The organism is Acinetobacter sp. 797_lipA (assembly GCF_058243025.1).
Window position 1 is genome coordinate 2,263,702 of the sequence record NZ_JBZAYQ010000001.1, and the last position, 16,123, is coordinate 2,279,824.

Here is a 16,123-nt window from a genome sequence, read left to right on the forward strand (position 1 = left end):
TTAACCTATCCATGCACGATCAGGAATGTCGGTAATGAACATATGACCGGGTGCATGGCTAATGGCAAAAGGAATTTTTGAGTTCATCACCGCTGCTTGTGGGGTTACACCACAAGCCCAAAACACTGGAATTTCCCTAGCCTCAATACGTGAAGCATCGCCAAAGTCTGGCTGATTCACATCACGAATGCCTAAACCTTCAGGATGTCCAATATGCACGGGCGCACCATGAACACTCGGCATCCGTGCTGTAATTTTGACGGCATCCGTGATTTGATGGGATGGAATTGGACGCATAGACACCACCATATTGCCCGAAATACGACCCGCAGGCTGACATTGAATATTACTCAAATACATCGGTACATTGGTCTGATCATGGATATGACGAACTTCAATACCTGCTTCTTGCAATGCAGTTTCAAAAGAAAAACTACAGCCAATTAGAAACGTCACCAAGTCAGGATGTGCATGATAAATGTCACTCGCATCCGTTACTTCATCGACCATTTCACCCTCTTTCCAGATGCGATAACGTGGAAAGTCGGTGCGTATATCTGAGTTCTCTGCCAGTCTTGTGGCATAAACACCTTCCTCTAGCACATCTAAAACAGGACAGCTTTGCGGATTGCGATGTGCATACAGTAGAAAATCATAAGCCCAATCTTTAGGCACCGAAATCATATTGACCTGCGTCATGCCCGCAGCCATACCTGCCGTTGGTTTGTCAAAGCCTGCACGGATTTTTAAACGTGCGGCTAAAGCGGCTTCAAGCTGCGCTGAATCGACTCGGATATCCTTATACATTGCGTACTTCCTCATGCTTTAAGACAAAGGGGCGAATTTCAATATGATGATTTAGCAGTTCAGCTTTAATCGCAGCCGACATCTCTAAAGCACCCGCGGTGTCACCATGTAAGCAAATCGTATCCGCTTGAATAGCAGTAAATACACCATCAATCGACTCAACGCCGCCATTTTTCAACATAGACACCACACGGCGTGCCACAAAGGCTGAATCATGTAAAACAGCGCCGTCCAAACGACGTGAAACCAATGAGCCATCACTGTTATAAGCACGGTCTGCAAAAGCCTCAGATACAACCTTTAAGTCTGCTGCACGTGCTTGCTCAACCAAGTGGGAACCTGCCAGTGCCACCAATACCAGTTCTGGGTTATACATCTTGATAGCATCAATCACCGCAGCGGCCTGAGCGTGATCGTGTGCAATGGTGTTATACAGGGCGCCATGTGGTTTCACATATTGCACTTGAGAACCAGCCACTTTAGCTAAGCCATCTAGTGCAGAAATTTGATACAGCACATCGGCAATCAGCTCATCACGCGACACATCCATATTACGGCGACCAAAACCGACGAGGTCTGGATAAGATACATGCGCGCCAATCGTGACATTTAATTCAACAGCCTTACGCAGTGTTTTTAAAATCCCCAGCGGATCTCCTGCATGAAAGCCACATGCAATATTGGCACTCGTCACCACGGGTAGAATTTGGTCATCATTGCCCATTTTCCACGAACCAAAACTTTCACCTAAGTCACTATTTAAATCTACAAACATGGCTTAATTCCTATATCACTTCACCGTCGTCTGGCTTAAAGTTTGGTTAAATAATTAAAGACTGTGGTAAAGGACATATAGCCCATCCACCATGTCAACATACATGTGAGTACACCCAAAATAAGTAACCATTTTGGATAGTTATAATTCCCCATCATATCTTTACGGCAAGCGGCAACATAAACAAAAATAGTCAAACCGATTGGCAGTACCAAGCCATTAAAGCCACCAACGAAGATCAATAATCCAGCAGGGGTTGCGCCCAGTACGACATACAGTAATAAAGCTAAAGAGATAAATGTAATGGTGGTGTAGTTGGTTTGCTTTGGACTGAGATTTTTCTTAAATGCGGTAAAGAATGAAACCGAAGTATAAGCGGCGCCAATGGTACTACTGATCCCTGCTGCCCAAAAAATCAGACCAAATAATTTATAACCAAAAGTCCCTGCGGCATATTGAAAAGCTTGCGCTGCTGGATTGGCATCATGGCTGGCTAAATCAATACTTGCACCACTCACCACCACGCCCAAGAAAGCTAAAAACAGCACATAACGCATGATGCCCACAACCACAATACCTTTGGTTGCAGCTCTTGCGACTTCATCAATATTTTCAGGGCCAACCGCGCCTTTATCCAGTAAACGATGGGCGCCTGCATAGCAAATATAGCCGCCGACCGTTCCACCGACAATCGTGGTGATGATGGCAAAATCAATCTGGTCGGGTGCAAACGTTTGATGAACAGCTTGGCCCACAGGTGGCATCACAATGACAGCAACAATGATAATCAAGATGATTTTGAGCAACCCCAAAACGATCATGCTTTTATCCATGGCCAGCGTGGCTTTTCTTGAAGCAAAAATTAAAATGGCTAAAGCACCACTTAAAATGCCGCCCCATTTAGTGTCTAACCCAAATAAGGCATTGAGACCTAAAGCCGCGCCTGCAATATTACCAATACTGAAGAAGAAGCCACCCAAAATGACCAGAAAAGCCAGTAAGTAACCACTGCCCGGCAAGGCTTTATTGGCAATATCCGAGGCACGCATTTGCGTCAGCGTTACGACACGCCAAATGTTTTGCTGAACCACATAATCAATCAAAATAGACACGAGAATGGCAAAGCCAAACGCCGCACCCAATTTCACAGTAAAAACTGCGGTTTGAGTTAGAAAACCAGGTCCCATGGCGGAGGTTGCCATCATGAAGATTGAAGCAACAATGGCCCATTGGCGATCTGATAAAAAAGAAGATTTTAATAAAGACATATTTAATGCGTTCCTCGTCCATTTGAGCTTAATAACGCTATTTTCAAGTTGAACCAAGAACATCATTTTGCTTACAAATTCTGTTCTTAAATCCCTTTAACTGACAAAGATTCCCTATTGCCCAACCAAAGCCATGGCGGATCAAATCTTCTATTTGAAATAAGAACATAGGCAAGCGCGATGAACAATACGACTTTTTACATCCATTATTAAAACTAAATAACTGTATTTTATTATTTTTTATTTATTAAAAGTCTAATGATAAATTTTACTTATCACGCACGATAAGCTGCTTTTATACTTTTTCAAACAAATTACGGTTTGAGATAAAGAAACATCACTTGTCAAAAAGCTGCGTGCGCCTCAATTATTTTTTAATTTTCTCAAGCAGTCTTTTCATTGCACTTTCAGAAACAGTGACTGCGACATCGGTTAATTTCTCTTTCAAGGCAGCATCATTTCCTTGCATATAAATCGAGGTGAAATGAAAAGTTTTGAGTTGGATCGGGGTATTTAAAATCTCTAAACGACCATCGGTAATTTCCTTTAGCGCCGTTAAGGTCGGCACAACGGCGATCCCCAAACCTTGCTCCGCAAGACGCAATAAGGTCGCAAGCGAATAACTGGTAATTGAAAGCGGCTCGTCTAGTGCCTGCTCTTTCATTTTGGCCTTGAGCTCTTTATAGGGATAGGTAATTTTCGGATAGGTTAAAATGGTATGAGACATCAATGCTTTAAACGACATTTGGCCCACACCACCTTTAAAAGATGGCGCTGCCAAGAAACTCAGCTCAAAGTCACACAGCGCCTGCTCTACACACTCGAAAGCCAAAGTCGGGCCTAGCAAAAAAGCCATGTCCAAATCCCCAGTACGCACACCTTCTTGCAAATTTGGGGTTAAATCCACCACAATTTCCACAGAAACTTTGGGAAACTCTTTTTGTACTTTTTCGATATATTCAACCAACCACGTATAAACGATCGTCTCGGAAACACCTAAACGAATTGTTCCTGTTAGATGCTGGTTTTCAGTCAGCTCGGCCACCAAATCGGTTTCCAAACGCATAAACTTTTCAGCATATTTAAACAGGGTCATGCCTTTATGAGTGGGTTTAAGCTGTCGAAAGCTGCGATCGAGAACTTTAAAACCTAAATCATTTTCAAGAGAGGTGATTTTTTGTGAAACGGCAGGCTGAGTCGTTTGTAATTTTGTGGCAGCCTTATTGAAACTATTTAAAGTCACAACCCAATAAAATGCTTCTAGATTTTTTAAATTCACCCTAAATCCTGCCTTTACTCCATCCCGCTTATAGTACGGCAGTTACCACTATTTTTTAAGTTACTGTTTTATATAATTTCAAAATTTCTTACGAGATGACGCTCATTCAAGCGCTATGCCTTGCCCAAATACATCTATTTTGCGTCTTTTACAACCTTACTCGGTCTAACCGAATCAAGGCTCTTTAAATCAAGTTGAGTCAAAAAAAGACGCTTGTAAAAAGCAATATTTATTCGCGCTGCGCTTCATTCCATTACGAATCATCATAAAAAAAGCACCTTTGTTGAAAAGATGCTTTTTTTAAAACTCAACTTAAAAAGAGACCGTAAAAATCTAAAAGCACTTATTTACTCTTTTGTAGACGTAAAGCATTTAAGACCACCGACAGTGAGCTCAGTGACATCGCCACCGCAGCGAACATCGGGGTGAGTAATAATCCCGTCAATGGGTAGAAAATTCCTGCTGCCACAGGTACACCCAAACCGTTATACACAAAAGAAAAAGCAAGGTTTTGTTTCATATTACGCACACCCAGTTTCGCCATATGCAGGGCATCGGCTGCACCACGAATATCACCTTTAACCAAGGTCACTTGCGCGGTTTGTTTAGCGATATCAGTTCCGTTCCCCATGGCAATTCCGACATTGGCTTGTGCTAAGGCTGGTGCATCGTTAATGCCATCTCCCGCCATCGCGACAATTTTACCTTGAGCCTGATATTTCTTCACGATGTCCAGTTTTTCTGTTGGTGTACAGTTACCATAGACTTGTTGAATACCCAATTCCTTAGCCACCAACTGGGCATTTTGTTCGTGGTCACCTGTTGCCATGACCACTTCAATACCATCATCAATCAGCTGCTGAATGACTTGCTGAGCATTGGCTTTAATCGCATCGTGAATAGCAATATAAGCCAGCACTTCTTGGCTATTACTTAAGAAACTAATCACATTCCCAGTCGCACGCTGCTGGTTCAACTGGCTTTGCAAAGCATCATCTAAGGTGATGCCGAGTTGCTCAAGCAGCTTTTGGCTACCAATATAGAGGGTTTGCTCGCCAATCTGACCTTTGACACCAAAGCCAGTCACATCCTCAAAGTCTGCCACTTTAAGCAATTGCTGTGCAGGCACAATTTGCGTCAAAGTCTGTGCAATCGGGTGACTTGAATATTGCTCAATCGAAGCAATCCACTGTTCCGCTTGCGCTTGGTTCACATTTGGGCTGAGCAACTGAATTTCTTTAAGGCTTGGTTTACCTTCCGTCAGAGTCCCTGTTTTATCGACAATCAGGGTATTCACTTTACTTAAAGCTTCAATCGCCTCTGCATCTTTAAATAATACCCCTTTTTGTGCCGCACGCCCTGTAGTGGCCATCACGGACATTGGCGTCGCTAAACCCAGCGCACATGGGCAGGCAATAATCAGGACCGCCACCGCACACATCAGTGCCAGATCAAATTGCGCACCACCAAACACCATCCAAGCAGCAAAGGTCAGTACACTAATCAGTAACACCACAATCACAAAATACTTGGCAAACACATCGGCCAAACGTTGTAACGGTGCTTTAGAGCGCTGTGCTTCTGCCACTGTCTGAATCATTTTCGCCAAAGTGGTATTCGCCCCGACCGCCGTGGTTTGAATACGAATACTGCCTTGTTGATTGACCGTACCGCCAATCACCGTGTCATGCATTTGCTTTTTCACAGGCACAGGTTCACCGGTCATCATGGCTTCATCGACATAGGTTTTACCTTCAACCACCACACCATCCAGTGGAATCTGCTCGCCCGAGGAAATCTGTAAAATATCGCCTTGTTTGACCATGCCGATATCCACTTCTACCACTTGATCGTTTTGAACCAACTTGGCCGTGTTAGCTTGCAGTTTCAGTAAGGCTTTGAGTGAATCTGCGGTCTTGGCACGCGCTTTCAGCTCCATGATTTGCCCGAGCAAGCTTAAAGATACGATCATACAAGCTGCTTCAAAGTACACTGCAACGCCATGCCCTGTTTTGGCTTCCATTGGAATCACACTTGGGAAAATCGTTGCCACCACACTATAAATATAGGCTGCCAAGACCCCAACACCAATCAAGCTCCACATATTTAAGTTGCGGGTTTTATACGAGGTCCAGCAACGCTCAATAAACGGTTTACCCGCCCATAGCACTACAGGAGTCGCGAGGACCAACTCAATCCACGGCTGAATATGCGGTGAAATGAAACTGTGAATATGTGAACCCATCGCCAGTACAAACACGATCAACGTCAGCGGTAAGGTCATCCAAAAGCGATGGCTAAAATCCACCAATTCAGGGTTCGGCGCATCATCTAAAGTCGGTTGCATCGGCTCTAGTGCCATACCACAAATCGGACACGTCCCCGGTCCCTTTTGTACAATTTCAGGGTCCATCGGACAGGTATAGTCCATATCCGCAGCGCCTTCAGGCACAGGACGCTGATCGGGTGGAATTAGATAAAACTCAGGATCCCCTTTAAACTTATCTAAGCAAGAAGGATTGCAGAAATAATAGGTCTGTTGCTGATAATCCGTTTTTAACTCTGTATTCGGATCGACTGACATGCCACATACGGGGTCAATAAACTCAGCTGATCCAGACGGAGCACTATGTTCATGCTTTCCTCCACCACAGCAGCTACTTTTTGCAGCTTCTACTTTCGGCTTGGGTACACAGCAACTGGCTTTGGTGTCTGGTTCTGTTTGAGGCTTAGGCTCACAACAGGATGCTTTTTTCTCTGCCTCTTTCGGAGTTGAACCACAACAGCCCGCAGTAGAAGTAGACACCGATACTGCATCTTCAGTTTTTACATAAGCCTCTGGGGTTGCAATAAACTTTTGCAAACATTTTTCACTACAAAAATAGTAGTCCTGTCCCTGCCACTCGGTATGCGGTTTAGTTAAATCAGTTACAGTCATGCCACACACAGGGTCAATAAATGTGGTCTTCTCTGCATCTGACACAGGTTTTGATCCGCAACCACAACCTTTGGAAGTAACTACAGCACTTTCCTCTTTCGCCTGAGATGAAGCATCGCTTATATCTGTTTTGGATTGACTACAACAAACACTGGGCGCTCTTTCTGATGTTAAGTAAGCCTCTGGATTAGCCGAAAATTTCTTTAAACAGCCTGAGCAACAAAACAAATAACGAACTGATTGATGCTCATACACATGAGGAGAGTCCTCTGCGACCGTCATCCCACAGACAGGATCGATATTCACCACCATCGGCGCTAATTTCTGTTTGGAACAGCAAGACGTTTTGTGTTGCTCACTCATTCTGACTCACCTTTTATTTTTTGATTGTGTTAGCATAAAGTCTGTACCTAGGTACTGAGTCAAGCCTTTTGGAGATTATTTTATGCTCACTATCGGCAAACTGGCAAAACACTGTCAGGTGAATGTGGAAACCATTCGTTATTATCAACGGATTGGTCTGATGCGCATTCCTGAAACCACGCAAAACTATCGCTACTATAGTCAGCAAGATATTGAAACGTTGAGCTTTATACAAAAAGGCAAAGATGCGGGCTTACAGCTCAGTGAAATTCAAGATCTATTGCATTTGCAACTGGATGATCGAGAAAAAGTCCGTGATGTGATTCAGCAACGACTGGAAAAAATTGATCAACGGATTCAAGAGCTGAATGCTTTGAAACAACGCCTTTCAAACTGGGTGGATGAATGTAAAACCACCACTGACAGTTGCTGCCCAATTTTGCAAGAACTGAAAAAAGGTTCAACGACTGCGCCATAAACAGATACCATCTTTTAAATTTGGCGCTCATTTTCACACTCACCTTTTCGATTCTCAGGACTGCGTTCACCATGTCGATTGAACTTGCCCAACTCAGAAAACAGCTTCGCAAACAACGCAGACAAGTTTCCGCCTATCAACAGCAGCAGTCCGAACTGCAAATTTTACAACGCCTAAGACGTGTGCCCGAATTCAAACATGCCACTCGCGTCGGGATCTACCTACATGCTTTTGGGGAAATTCAGACCCGTAAAATCATTGAATATTGTTTTCATCAAAAAAAAGCAGTGTATTTACCAATGATTTGCAATATGAATCAGCGCTTAGTGTGGGTCAAAGTTTCACGTAATCAATTTCAAAATAAACGCTTTTCCCACCATCCACTGGGTATGCAAGAGCCCATGGCAACACGTGGCCAGCACGTTTCACATTTAGACCTGCTACTCATGCCCTTATTGGCGTGTGATCCTCATGGCACACGCATAGGCATGGGAGGTGGTTTTTATGATAAAACCTTGGCTTCTGCACCCTATCACCGTCCATTTCGCCTTGGTTTGGCTCATCACTTCCAGTTGGTGCCACAGCGCTTGATTCGAGAAAAATGGGATCAGCCTTTAGATGGACTGCTTACCCCGCAACAGCATTTACGCTTCAAGCGCTAAAATTGACATTTTTGACTGTTGAGAATACTTAAAAATCACATGTTTAGTCATTTTTTATACAATTTATTTTGACCTGCCCTTGTATTTTTTAAAATACCCATCACTATAAAAAACATGGCAACACCGTTGTCACTCATTAGGAGTGCCCATGTCTGAAATTATTATGAATCAAGAAACCTTAGAGCCTCAGGTTCCAAGTGTATTACCACTTTTAGCGTTACGTGATGTGGTGGTGTATCCACACATGCAAATCGCGCTATTTGTAGGTCGTGAAAAATCGATCAATGCAGTTGATGTGGCTCGTAACAGTGACAATCTAGTATTTGTAGTTGCTCAAAAAGATTCTCTTTCAGAAGAAATTGATCACGACAACTTATATCAATACGGTACTGTCGCGAAGATTGTGCAAGTTGTGAATCATGAAAATGATGAAAACTGTATAAAAGTATTAATTGAAGGCTTGCATCGTTCAAAGCTAGAAAAAATCATTGATGAAAATGATTATCTAACCGCAGAACATGCGCTTAGCCCAATGTCAGTCCACATTGACGAAACAACGCAAGAAACACGTGTTCAAGAATTACGTGCCCTGTTTGCTCAATATGCTGAAGCAAAGCTGCGCAATGCACGTGAACTGATTGCTGCTGCGAACAAGATTGACGATTTACTGCAATTGTTATTCTTCGTAGCGACCCGTGTTCCACTGAATATTGATGTAAAGCAAAAATTCCTCGAACACGATGAGTTTGAAGCCCATCTACAAGAACTGATGACGTATTTATTGCAGCAATCTGAAGAACAACAGATTGAGCAAACTTTACATGACTCAGTGAAGCGTCAAATGGAGAAAAATCAACGCGAATACTTCCTCAATGAAAAGATGAAGGTGATTCAGCGTGAGCTTTCTGACATGAATGGCGGCGCGGAAGATGACGTGGCTGAAATTGAAAAACGTCTTGCCGAAGCTGATTTGCCTGAACACGTGCGCAAAAAAGCAGAAAGCGAATTCCGTAAACTCAAAGCAATGCAACCTGCGTCTAGTGAAGCGGCTGTGGTGCGCAATTATATCGAGGCTATCTTAGACACGCCTTGGAATAAGGCCAGCAAAGTAAGCATTAACTTAAGCAAAGCGCAAGAAATTTTGGATACCGATCATTACGGCTTAGATGACGTGAAAGATCGTATTGTGGAATATCTCGCAGTTCAATCTCGCGTGAAAAAACTCAAAGGCCCAATCCTTTGTTTGGTTGGCCCTCCAGGTGTAGGTAAAACTTCACTGGGTGAATCTGTTGCGAAAGCGACAGGTCGTGAGTTTGTACGTATGGCACTCGGTGGTGTACGTGACGAAGCGGAAATCCGTGGTCACCGTCGTACTTATATCGGTGCGATGCCGGGTAAAATTGTGCAGTCTTTAACGAAGGTCGGCGTGAAGAACCCATTGTTCTTGCTCGACGAAATCGACAAGATGGCACAAGACTACCGTGGCGACCCTGCTTCTGCGTTGCTTGAAGTACTCGATCCATCACAGAACAGCAAGTTTAACGATCACTATTTAGATCTTGATCTGGACTTGTCTGAAGTGATGTTCATCTGTACTGCGAACAGCATGAATATTCCAGAAGCATTGCTTGACCGTATGGAAGTGATTCGTCTACCGGGGTATACCGAAGATGAAAAAGTCAATATTGCTGAGCGTTACCTTGTTCCGAAAGCAATGAAGAACAATGGTCTACGTGCGAAAGAATTGACTGTTCATGAAGAAGCAATTCGTGACATCGTACAACGTTATACACGTGAAGCTGGTGTGCGTAGCTTAGAGCGTGAAGTCTCTAAAATTGCCCGTAAAGTGGTAAAAGAAGCGGTCAGCAAGAAGGCGAAAAACCTGCAAGTTGATGTGACTTCGGCCAATCTTCCAGACTACTTAGGTCCACATAAGTTTGACTTTGGTATGGCGGAAGACGAAGCTCAAGTCGGTCGCGTGAACGGTTTGGCGTGGACTTCAGTCGGTGGTGAGTTGTTGACCATTGAAGTTGCAGCGGTCAAAGGCAAAGGTAAATTCATTACCACGGGTTCACTCGGCGATGTAATGAAAGAGTCGATTACTGCTGCTATGACTGTCGTGCGTACCCGTGCAGATGAATTGGGTATCGAGTCGACACGTTTCGAAGAAACCGATGTTCACGTTCACTTACCAGAAGGTGCAACACCAAAAGATGGCCCTTCTGCAGGTTTAGCGTTAACAACTGCATTGGTTTCTGCTTTCACAGGCATCCCAATTCGCCCTGATATTGCCATGACAGGTGAAACCAGTCTCGGTGGTCGTGCAATGCGCATTGGTGGCTTGAAAGAGAAACTTCTGGCTGCACACCGTGGTGGAATTAAGCTGGTCTTCATTCCTCAAGACAACGTCCGTGATTTATCTGAAATCCCTGACAATGTTAAAGAAGGCTTAGAGATTAAAGCGGTGAAGTCGATTGATGAGATTTTACCACTGGCGTTGACCTCTATGCCTGAGCCTTTGGTCAAAGCACCAATTGTCAAAGCGGTCGATGAAGGCAAAAAAGCTGCACGCCACTAATTCCGCATCGTAAAAAGAGAGAGCTTCGGCTCTCTTTTTTATTACAATTTACTGTAGATAACACCACACATCTTTATGCTTTTATTTCCTACAATAATTTGATCAAGGGATACATGTAGGACAACTAAAATGAAAAACCCGATTGGCTGGTTTGAGATTTATGTGGATGACTTATCTCGTGCCAAACAATTTTATGAATCTGTTTTTAACATTCAATTAACTGAATTAACTCCACCAGCGGATGATAATTCACTGCAAATGTGGGCTTTCCCCTCAGACATGCAAGCCTATGGTGCTTCAGGTGCACTGGTGAAGATGCCAGGCCTATCCGCAGGAGGAAACAGTACCTTAATCTATTTTTCATGTGATGATTGTGCGAATGAAGCGAGCCGACTTGTTGAGTCTGGTGGAAAAATTCATGAAGCAAAAACTGCCATTGGTGAATATGGTTTTATTGTGCTGGCCTTTGATAGCGAAGGAAATATGATTGGCCTACATTCCATGACGTGAAAGGGATGAAACTCCAAATTTTCGCTTAGCTGGTTTGAATTTTTGTATTAAACCTTTTCCTCTATCATGACTCAGACTTGAAAAATCGATAAAAAGCCCGATATAAATAATAAGAACAGATACGCGCTGTATGTTTCTTTTATTGATGATTTGAAATTGCATGGTCATCTGATTCTCCAGACAGATGACCTTTTATCGCAGTTCTCGCTACTTGGGAACTGCGTTTTTTATTGCTCAAAAAACCTTAAGGTTTCAATAAATGCTGTACCAGCCCATCGATCACATTCGCCATTTTGGACAAATTCAACGTCGCTAAGCGGTCTGCTTTGGTATGGTAGTGACCATTTCGATAAAATGCCGTATCGGTAATCATCACTGCAGGGATATCAAACTCCCAATAATTCAAATGATCTGAAAAATCAAAAGCGTTGGCAAAGCTCGGAGCAACCAAACGCTGACATTCTAACTGATCAAGTTGCTGCATCGCTGTACAATAGCCTGCGCCTAAATCACGTGAACTGACATTACTCACTGTCGCAATAAAATTACCATGGGTTGGATAAATCCACTTTAAGCCCACAGGATAGCTTTGGATGGGTTGTTCGCTAAAGAACCCGATCATTTCTAAAATATACACGCCTTTAATCTTATCTTTTTGTGACTGAACCGATTTCGCATGCACATAGCTGCCCATTTGTTCAGTTTTAGAAAACGGTGGTTCTTCTAAACTATAGAACACAAAGTCCACATTGTTGGGCAATTTAGACTTTTGCTCTGCCAAAATACGCGCCGTTTCAATCACACCAGCAACGCCAGAGGCATTGTCATCTGCGCCATCCTGATCGCCAAAGACGTCATAATGCGCCCCAACAATCACGCGGTCTGCCCGTCCGACGTTTAAACTACACACTACATTTCGGTAGATTTGCTGATTGGCAGTAAAATTTTGATAGTGACATGGGACGCCCAATAAGCGCATTTGTTCTTTGATCCATGCAGAGACACGGTTCAGTTCATCAAGGTTTTTATAGTTACGTGCTTTGCCCTGACCAATCACTTGCTCCAAATAGACTTGTAGGTTTTGTTCATCAGCCATTTTGGCGTTGCTTGCAAATACCTGCCCTGTGAAAGTACCCAGTACAACAATCAACAAAAAAGCCTGTTTTTTTAAAGTTTTGAGCCACATTGTTATTATTCCAAGTATTTCTTATTCCTCTCATCTGTTGAATTAAGCAACATTAGGGCTTGTTGAGAATTAACAAAGGCTACTGATTAATTTATAATAGTACTATGGATAGATACATACTTACTGATGCCCAATGGGCAAAAATGGAACCTTTTTGCCTAGGTAAAGTGACCGATCGAGGTCGTAGTGGAAAAGATAATCGATTATTTTTAGAAGCAGTCCTATGGATTGCCCGTACAGGCAGTCCATGGCGTGATCTACCTCCTCATTTTGGTAAATGGAATACCGTCTTTAAAAGATACCGTGATTGGGTGAAAGCTGGTGTATTTGAAACTATTTTTGCATCTGTAAATGAAGATGTTGATTTGGAATACGCCATGATTGATGGAACGATTGTTAAAGTTCATCGACATGGGCAAGGTGCAAAAGGGGGACTTTCAAACAGTCTATAGGTAAATCTCGAGGTGGAATGACCTGTAAAATTCTTGCCTTAGTGGATAGTCTAGGCAACCTTATTAAATTTCGATTAATGCCTGGTCAATATCACGATTTAGTAGAAACCAAACCTTTAATTGAAGATGTTGATTTTCAAGCATTACTGGCTGATAAAGCATTTGATGCAGATTGGCTCATCCAAGAACTCAATGAACGTAAAGTGAAAGTGGTGATCCCACCTAAATCTAATCGAAAAGTAATGAGAGCATTTGATACGATTATGTATAAATGGCGTCATCTCATTGAAAACTATTTCTGTAAGTTAAAAGAATTTAAACGTATAGCGATGCGTAGTTGTAAAACAGATACGAGTTTTGAAGCCATGATTCAATTGTGCGCGAGTTTAATTAACTCTCGGTAATTCTCAACAGACCCTAGTTCAGTGAATTCAATTGCATTTTGTTTCGTCTCACTGCAAAGCCTTGCTTTCACCGTTATAATGAATCGTCTCCTTATACATGACCCATTATGAAAATCCGTATTCTGACCATTGGTCAAAAAATGCCTGCATGGGTACTGACTGGTTTTGAAGATTATTTCAAACGTATTCAACCTTTTGTGCAAACGCAGATTATTGAACTGCCAATGGCAAAGCGCGGTAAAAATGATTCAGAAGCAGATATTTTAAAATACCGTCAAATTGAAGGTGATAGCATTTTAAATGCAATGAAAGGCAACGAAGTACTGATTGCTTTGGAAGTCGGTGGTCGTGAGTTTAGCACCGAAAAACTGGCAGAAACCATGAAAGGATGGATGCTTGAAGGCAATGATATTGTACTGGCAATTGGTGGGCCTGACGGTCACTCTGAAGCAGTACGTAAAGCAGCTGCTTGGCATTGGTCTTTATCCAAACTGACTTTACCACACCCGATGGTTCGCGTGATGCTGATTGAACAGCTTTATCGTGCTATGAGTATTAACCATAATCACCCTTATCATCGTGCAGGTTAAGCTCAAGTATTGTTCTTTTTTTGGAACAATACGTTGATATTTCCCCCATTACACAGATGATAAGAATCTGACAAAATCCTTTTCATCTTCCCTTATTAGGCTTTCACAATGAACTTACAAACGCTACCCGGCTTATTCATTTCTCATGGCTCACCCATGCTTGCGTTGAATCCAGAGCAAGTTGGGCCTGCGTTACATCGTTTGGGCCTAAACTTACCGACACCACAAGCAATTGTGATTATGTCCGCTCATTGGGAAAGTAACTCACTTGAAGTAAGTACTGGAGTCCGTCCTGAGACATGGCATGACTTTCGAGGCTTTCCTGCTGAGCTTTATGACATTCGCTACCCAGCACCCGGTCAACCTGTTCTAGCCGAAGAAATTCTACATTTATTGGCAGAAGCGGGTTTTTCAGCTCATGCAAACAGTACCCGTCCGCGTGATCATGGCGTTTGGATGCCTTTACTCCATATGTATCCAGATGCAGACATCCCTGTGGTGGAAATTTCACTCCCGATGAATCTGTCGGCAGAGGAGATTTATAAAATTGGACAAACCCTTGCGCCACTACGCGAGCAGCAGGTCTTGCTCATTGGCTCAGGGAGTATTACCCATAACTTAGCCGAGTTGTCTTGGCATGGTCAGTCACAAGCGGTACCTGAGTGGGCATCGACGTTTCGTAATCATGTCGTCGCGAAACTTAGCCATCAGGACTTTGACGCCATTTTAGACTGGGAATCGATTCCTTTTGTCCGTCGTAACCACCCAACGTTAGAACACTTTGCCCCAATATTCTTTGCGATGGGTACAGGTCATCGTTTTAATATTGTGCATAGTAGCTTTACCATGGGTGCACTGGGCATGGACATTTACCGTTTTGATTAATGTATAAATTTTACTTATATATTAACAAAAAAATATTTATGGATACATTTTGAAACCCAAAAGAACTGAATGTATCCATTCTTTTAAAAATAACATCGGATAGCATGTATTTTGTTATTTTAAATCAAGAACTTGTAAGCCATGAAATTAAAATATTTAGCGATTGTCCTTTTCCCACTCGCACTGGCTGCTTGCCAATCATCTGATATTCAAAAAGTAGGAGATTTGGCTGTGTCTGTACTACAACAACAAAATGCAGATCAAACACTCGCAAACTACCATTGGAGCGCGAATATCCCAGATGCGCCTAAACCTTTGGTTTTAAACTTTGACAAACAAGCAGGTCGCTTAGGCATTGCAACCAGTTGTAACAGTATGGGTACCAGTTGGAAAGTTGAGAGTAATCAAATCGTGACGGGTAACCTGATGGCGACTCAAATGGCATGTGAACCAAAAGCCATGGCTCAAGAAGGTGTCGCAGCAGATTTATTTGACAACCGTAAAGCACCGTTTGTTTTAAACCTAAATGATTCTGATGCACCAACACTAACCGTGGTATCGGCAAAAGGTGAAAAAATTGTATTCACAGGTAAGCAAACTGCTGAATCGAAATATCAAAGCCAAGGTGAAACTGTTTTCTTAGAAATTTCACCAGAAACCAAAACATGTTCTGCAGGAGTTGCCCGTATAGAATGCCTACAAGTTCATGAAATTAAATATGCTGAAAATGGCGTAAAAACACAGGTCAATAAAGACTGGACGTTATTCTATAACCATATCGATGGTTTCACCCACAATCCGAAAGAGCGTCAAATCGTGCGTGTTAAACGTTATGAAATTGCCAACCCTGCGGCTGACCAATCAAAATATGCTTATGTTCAAGACATGATTATTGAACGTGAAGCGGTAAAAGGTTCATTGTAATCGTTCAATGACCTAGAAAAAAAC

At 42.7% G+C, this 16,123-nt stretch carries 12 protein-coding genes and 2 pseudogenes; 8 read left to right on the forward strand and 6 right to left on the reverse strand.

Features of this window, described 5'->3' with window-relative positions; all coding sequences use genetic code 11:
• From AC4CU2_RS11130 to AC4CU2_RS11150, 5 genes and pseudogenes are all read right to left on the reverse strand, one after another.
• Positions 1–807, reverse strand: coding sequence for a putative hydro-lyase (locus tag AC4CU2_RS11130; protein WP_078389888.1), 807 nt, complete (start codon positions 805–807; stop codon positions 1–3).
• Positions 800–1,582, reverse strand: coding sequence for a LamB/YcsF family protein (locus AC4CU2_RS11135; RefSeq protein ID WP_087010582.1), 783 nt, complete (start codon positions 1,580–1,582; stop codon positions 800–802). The genes AC4CU2_RS11130 and AC4CU2_RS11135 overlap by 8 nt, the downstream gene beginning before the upstream one ends.
• Positions 1,583–1,617: 35 nt before the next feature.
• Positions 1,618–2,872: pseudogene (locus AC4CU2_RS11140) on the reverse strand (NRAMP family divalent metal transporter).
• A 345-nt stretch (positions 2,873–3,217) separates the two neighbouring features.
• Positions 3,218–4,129, reverse strand: a complete 912-nt coding sequence (gene mumR / locus AC4CU2_RS11145; RefSeq protein ID WP_004694273.1) for a LysR family transcriptional regulator MumR — start codon at positions 4,127–4,129, stop codon at positions 3,218–3,220.
• Between the two features lie 343 nt (positions 4,130–4,472).
• A complete protein-coding gene (locus tag AC4CU2_RS11150; protein WP_490768840.1) occupies positions 4,473–7,430 on the reverse strand; it encodes a heavy metal translocating P-type ATPase in 2,958 nt (985 codons plus the stop codon).
• A gap of 82 nt (positions 7,431–7,512) precedes the next feature.
• Between AC4CU2_RS11150 and AC4CU2_RS11155 the strand changes: the two genes are divergently transcribed.
• The 4 genes from AC4CU2_RS11155 to AC4CU2_RS11170 all read left to right on the forward strand — a co-directional run bounded on the left by AC4CU2_RS11155 (position 7,513) and on the right by AC4CU2_RS11170 (position 11,658).
• Positions 7,513–7,908: a MerR family transcriptional regulator gene (locus tag AC4CU2_RS11155; protein ID WP_205666915.1), complete on the forward strand. Its 396-nt coding sequence runs from the start codon at positions 7,513–7,515 to the stop codon at positions 7,906–7,908.
• Positions 7,909–7,979: 71 nt separating this feature from the next.
• Entirely contained in the window at positions 7,980–8,570 is a 591-nt protein-coding gene (locus tag AC4CU2_RS11160) for a 5-formyltetrahydrofolate cyclo-ligase (protein WP_490768841.1), read from the forward strand.
• A gap of 148 nt (positions 8,571–8,718) precedes the next feature.
• Positions 8,719–11,148, forward strand: a complete 2,430-nt coding sequence (gene lon, locus AC4CU2_RS11165; RefSeq protein ID WP_010326303.1) for an endopeptidase La — start codon at positions 8,719–8,721, stop codon at positions 11,146–11,148.
• Positions 11,149–11,277: 129 nt separating this feature from the next.
• Entirely contained in the window at positions 11,278–11,658 is a 381-nt protein-coding gene (locus AC4CU2_RS11170) for a VOC family protein (RefSeq protein ID WP_004980894.1), read from the forward strand.
• 244 nt (positions 11,659–11,902) lie between these two features.
• On the opposite strand, the gene AC4CU2_RS11175 is transcribed toward AC4CU2_RS11170, so the two are convergent.
• The gene (locus AC4CU2_RS11175) at positions 11,903–12,844 is read right to left on the reverse strand and encodes a M28 family peptidase (RefSeq protein WP_490768842.1); all 942 of its coding nucleotides are present in this window, start codon (positions 12,842–12,844) and stop codon (positions 11,903–11,905) included.
• Positions 12,845–12,948: 104 nt separating this feature from the next.
• Here AC4CU2_RS11175 and AC4CU2_RS11180 point away from each other — a divergent pair.
• The 4 genes and pseudogenes from AC4CU2_RS11180 (at position 12,949) to AC4CU2_RS11195 (ending at position 16,099) form a co-directional block, all read left to right on the forward strand.
• Positions 12,949–13,700 (forward strand): annotated as a pseudogene (locus AC4CU2_RS11180) (IS5 family transposase).
• Positions 13,701–13,807: 107 nt separating this feature from the next.
• Positions 13,808–14,290 carry a 23S rRNA (pseudouridine(1915)-N(3))-methyltransferase RlmH gene (rlmH, locus tag AC4CU2_RS11185; RefSeq protein ID WP_004980899.1) on the forward strand — a complete coding sequence of 161 codons (483 nt, stop codon included), beginning with the start codon at positions 13,808–13,810 and terminating at the stop codon, positions 14,288–14,290.
• Positions 14,291–14,398: 108 nt separating this feature from the next.
• Complete coding sequence (locus tag AC4CU2_RS11190; protein WP_005399833.1) at positions 14,399–15,175, forward strand: dioxygenase family protein; 777 nt, start codon at positions 14,399–14,401, stop codon at positions 15,173–15,175.
• 141 nt (positions 15,176–15,316) lie between these two features.
• Positions 15,317–16,099 (forward strand): DUF4377 domain-containing protein, encoded by a 783-nt coding sequence (locus tag AC4CU2_RS11195; protein WP_490768843.1) that lies wholly within the window; start codon positions 15,317–15,319, stop codon positions 16,097–16,099.
• The last annotated feature ends 24 nt before the right edge of the window (positions 16,100–16,123 follow it).